Source organism: Clostridium tepidiprofundi DSM 19306, assembly GCF_001594005.1.
Classification (GTDB): domain Bacteria; phylum Bacillota; class Clostridia; order Clostridiales; family Clostridiaceae; genus Clostridium_AC; species Clostridium_AC tepidiprofundi.
The window spans coordinates 1-3,577 of record NZ_LTBA01000094.1; the positions used below are offsets into that span (position 1 = coordinate 1).

Annotated in this window: 4 protein-coding genes; all 4 read right to left on the bottom strand. The window is 31.8% G+C overall.

The genetic code is table 11. From position 1 onward, the window contains the following. A partial coding sequence (locus CLTEP_RS14545; RefSeq protein ID WP_201786620.1) for a PD-(D/E)XK nuclease family transposase occupies window positions 1-99 on the bottom strand: 99 nt, incomplete at its 3' end. Between the two features lie 86 nt (window positions 100-185). Next, window positions 186-1,034 carry an Rpn family recombination-promoting nuclease/putative transposase gene (locus CLTEP_RS13635; RefSeq protein ID WP_066827607.1) on the bottom strand — a complete coding sequence of 283 codons (849 nt, stop codon included), beginning with the start codon at window positions 1,032-1,034 and terminating at the stop codon, window positions 186-188. 130 nt (window positions 1,035-1,164) lie between these two features. Beyond that, window positions 1,165-2,007 carry an Rpn family recombination-promoting nuclease/putative transposase gene (locus CLTEP_RS13640; protein ID WP_066827609.1) on the bottom strand — a complete coding sequence of 281 codons (843 nt, stop codon included), beginning with the start codon at window positions 2,005-2,007 and terminating at the stop codon, window positions 1,165-1,167. Between the two features lie 642 nt (window positions 2,008-2,649). Continuing rightward, window positions 2,650-3,534, bottom strand: a complete 885-nt coding sequence (locus CLTEP_RS13645) for an Rpn family recombination-promoting nuclease/putative transposase (RefSeq protein ID WP_066827611.1) — start codon at window positions 3,532-3,534, stop codon at window positions 2,650-2,652. Between the last annotated feature and the right edge of the window lie 43 nt (window positions 3,535-3,577).

The window sequence follows — 3,577 nt, forward strand, 5'->3', positions numbered from 1 at the left end:
CAACACTGAATTTATAAACGATATCAAAATATCTTTATTTTCCTCGCTACCGAACAATTTTTTAAATACGAAATCTACTTTTGGATTTAACCTACACATAAAATATCATCACCTTCCTTTACATATACTTAATAAGTGTGAATAGCTACACTAGTTTTATTTGATTTTTCTTCTGAACAATACAATTACTTATTTATAGCTAACTTTTTGCGTAATTCCTCCACCTTTTCTATCGATAATTTTGAAATTTTAGCTACAACATCATTATTCACTCCTAATTTTATTGCTTCTATAGCTGCTTCAATTCTTCCTTCTTCTCTTCCCTTCTCCTCAGCAGCATTAATCTCTGCATTTCTCACCATCATTGCTTTTAAATCATTTTCATATATTTCTCTTTCTTCCTTATTTAAGCTCATTATATCTAGCTTCTCAGCTGCTTTTTTTATTTCCTCACTCTGTGCTAATTCTTTAGGAACAGTATCCTTATCAAATTCATACGCTTTTGTTAAAAATGCTGCCCACCTATCTAGCGTTGTCTTTATTTCACTAAAATCTTTCTTGAATTTTGGAAGTTCTATAAAATGCAGCTCAAACAGATTGCTAAATGCCTTTTTGCTCTTTACATTGTATATTTTGTAGACATTATGATATTCTTCTTCATTCAGATATTCAAAGTCCAATATATTTATGCCTATAGTCTTCTTCAGCAAATTAAATTCATATCCGCTTTCTATCTGATCTGAATATACCTTCGCCCAGTAATACAAAGCTCTCTTGTCATAAAAACTCTGCTCTGCAATCTGCATTTCTATATCATACCATACTCCTTTTTCATCTACTGCCTTTATATCAAGTATGCTCATCTTACCTTGCCTGTAATTTGCTAAGTTATAAGGGTTTTTTAACTCTATGTCTACTATCTGCTCATCTTCACTCAACACTGAATTTATAAACGATATCAAAATATCTTTATTTTCCTCGCTGCCGAATAATTTTTTGAATACGAAATCTACTTTTGGATTTAACCTACACATAAAATATTATCACCTTCCTTTACATATACTTAATAAGTGTGAACTACCACCCAAACAAGCAAGGGTAGATTCTTTGTAAGAAGTTTGGTATTTAACTTTTTTTGCACCCCTGGGGTGTTATTTATTTATATTACTGCTTTAAATTCTTGATCTCTTCTACACTTAATCCAGTAGCTTTTGACACTGTATCTTCATCCATACCCATAACCAATAGATTTTTGGCTGTTTTGAATATTCCTTCTTTTATTCCTTCCTCTCTTGCGCTGCTTATCATATTTGCCCTTTCGTGAAGTGACTTTTCTCTCGCTTTATAAATCTCTATTGTCTTTGCATCACTACTTAAATATTCAAGTCTTTCCTCTACTCTCTTTATATCTTTATCCATTTCAATCAACTCCTTTAATTTTTCTTCTGAAATATCCTTATTAAAGAAAGTCAACCATCTCTGAAGTCTATCTTCTTTCAAATTCTTTACCTTCAATTCATTAAATTTTGGAATTTCTATGAAATGTATCTCTACTAAATCAGTGAGCATGTAATCCTTAGCTTCATCTTCCCACAAATGAAACTTAGTATGAAACTTATCAAGCTCTATATAATTAAAATCCAATATGTTTATAGTTATTACCTTTGATAAATTCTTGTAGTCTTCCCCTTTAACTATTGTTTCATTGAAAATTCTTCCCCAGTAAAATAGAGTTCTCTTATCCATATTATGTTGATTTGTAAGTTGAACTTCTATGTCTATTTGAGTCCCATCTTCTGTTCTTGCTCTTACATCTAATATGGCAGTTTTATCATTTACGAGTTCTCTTGTTAGTTCTTTGTTATCTATTATTTCTAATGTCACAAGCCTATCTCTATCTTTCCTATCTAAAACTGCATTCAAAAATGCAATTAAATTATCCTTGACTTCATTTTCTCCGAAGAGCTTCTTGAAAATAAAATCATTCAAAGGTTTTAATCTTTCCATTATATCACCCTTTCCTCTACTTATATTATATCTTAATTTTTGTTGTATTTTCACTATCTTTTGAAAAGAATTCGCATTTTTTATTAATACAAATTCTACACCAGAAGCAACAGAAGATTGTTTACTTCCCCTAACGAGTAAGGTCGAGGGTGAAGAGATAGCCCAGTGAACTCGTTTTGCTAAAGCAAAACATCGGAACTTCAGGTGGAGACTCTACTCCACCTGAAGCAAAAAGCTTCAATCTCCCACTTATAGAAGTGGGAGTCTTATAGAATCGATAAAAGCAACAAAGATTGTCCGCTCCACTTCCAATCTTTGTAATGTGCCTAACACTTTATAGCCCCTTATAAAAACTAGAATGCAATTTTTGTTGCTACAACAACAGAAGACATAAAAAAATTAGGATGCTTGACTCCGATAGAATATTGGAATCAAGCACCCATATGTGCATGAATTTTAATTAAATTATCTGTCTACTTAACATGTACCGATTCATTTTGACATTTGGAAAATTTATCACATCTAGGATACTACATATATATCATGGCAAACTTAACCTTGTAATTTTTCCCAAGGGTCTGACCCCTAGCGAGGGAGCTTGCAAACGAGCTTGCTCTTTGATTTTTCTTCTGAACAATACAATTACTTATTTATAGCTAACTTTTTGCGTAATTCCTCCACCTTTTCTATCGATAATTTTGAAATTTTAGCTACAACATCATTATTCACTCCTAATTTTATTGCTTCTATAGCTGCTTCAATTCTTCCTTCTACTTTTCCTTCTTCTCTTCCTTCTTCCCTTCCTTCTTCTCTTCCCTTCTCCTCAGCAGCATTAATCTCTGCATTTCTTACCATCATCGCTTTTAAATCATTTTCATATATTTCTCTTTCTTCCTTATTTAAGCTCATTATATCTAGCTTCTCAGCTGCTTTTTTTATTTCCTCACTCTGTGCTAATTCTTTAGGAACAGTATCCTTATCAAATTCATACGCTTTTGTTAAAAATGCTGCCCACCTATCTAACGTTGTCCTTATTTCACTAAAATCTTTCTTGAATTTTGGAAGTTCTATGAAATGAAGCTCAAACAGATTGCTAAATGCCTTTTTGCTCTTTACATTGTATATTTTGTAGACATTATGATATTCTTCTTCGTCTAAATATTCAAAATCTAATATGTTTATGCCTATAGTTTTCTTCAGTAAATTATATTCATATCCGCTTTCTATCTGATCTGAATATACCTTCGCCCAGTAATACAGAGCTCTCTTGTCATAAAAGCTCTGCTCTGCAATCTGCATTTCTATATCATACCATACTCCTTTTTCATCTACTGCCTTTATATCAAGTATGCTCATCTTACCTTGTCTGTAATTTGCTAAGTTATAAGGGTTTTTTAACTCTATATCCACTATTTGCTCATCTTCACTCAACACTGAATTTATAAACGATATCAAAATATCTTTATTTTCCTCGCTGCCGAATAATTTTTTGAATACGAAATCTACTTTTGGATTTAACCTACACATAAAATATCATCACCTTCCTTTACATATACTTAATAAGTGTGAA